Source organism: Klebsiella sp. EMBS2024 (assembly GCF_036233805.1).
GTDB lineage: Bacteria > Pseudomonadota > Gammaproteobacteria > Enterobacterales > Enterobacteriaceae > Klebsiella > Klebsiella pneumoniae.
Map to the genome: position 1 here is coordinate 666,185 of NZ_JAZARW010000001.1, position 785 is coordinate 666,969.

General features: G+C 60.0%; 1 protein-coding gene. It reads left to right on the forward strand.

Annotated elements, in window-relative coordinates:
- Positions 1-170: 170 nt before the first annotated feature.
- Positions 171-776: a glutathione S-transferase gene (locus tag VZP09_RS03060; RefSeq protein ID WP_048333042.1), complete on the forward strand. Its 606-nt coding sequence runs from the start codon at positions 171-173 to the stop codon at positions 774-776.
- Positions 777-785: the final 9 nt, after the last annotated feature.

Sequence of the window (785 nt, forward strand, 5' to 3'; positions counted from 1 at the left end):
GGAGCCAAATGCCGCCTCAGTCGGTATAGCACAAGGGGAACTGGAGGGCTACCGCGAATCTCCAATCTGTTAGTTTGACTAACCATTGCGGTAAGTATCCCGTGATATTCGCGGCATCGGTTTTCCAGTAAGGTAAAGCCGCAACCTCTTTATCGCAGGCAGGAGTGACGATGAAACTCATTGGTATGATGGATTCACCTTATGTAAGACGCGTGGCGGTTTCTCTGGCGCTCTATGGCGTGGAATTCGAGAGCCTGCCGCTATCGGTCTTTAGCGGCTTTGACGAATTTTCCCGCATTAATCCGGTGGTCAAGGCGCCGACGGTGGTGCTCGATAACGGGACGCAGCTGATGGACTCCACGCTGATCCTCCTCTATTTCGAAACGACCAATCTGGCCGGGCGCCGGCTGCTTCCCGCGCATCCCGAGGCGCTGGCCCGCGATCTGCACCTGCTGGGGGTGATCCTCGCCGCCTGTGAAAAAGCGGTCCAGCATGTTTATGAGCACCGTCTGCGGCCGGAAGAGAAGCAGCATCAGCCGTGGATAGCCCGGGTGACCGGCCAACTGCTCGCCGCCTGTCGGGAGTGGGACGCCCGGCTGGCAGACCGCGCCGCCGCCGCGCAGCCGGATCAGGTGCTGGTCACCAGCACGGTGGTCTGGTCCTTTATCCAGTTGATGATCCCGGCGGTGGTGTCGGCAGCTGAGTTTCCACATATTCGCGCGATGGCGGAGAAGGGGGAGGCGCTGCCGGCGTTTCAACAGTATCCGCTGGGTTAACGGCAGGGG

Bases quoted from the DNA above. Each gene is read 5' to 3' on its own strand.
- VZP09_RS03060 (WP_048333042.1), top strand. From the start codon at position 171: ATGAAACTCATTGGTATGATGGATTCACCTTATGTAAGACGCGTGGCG.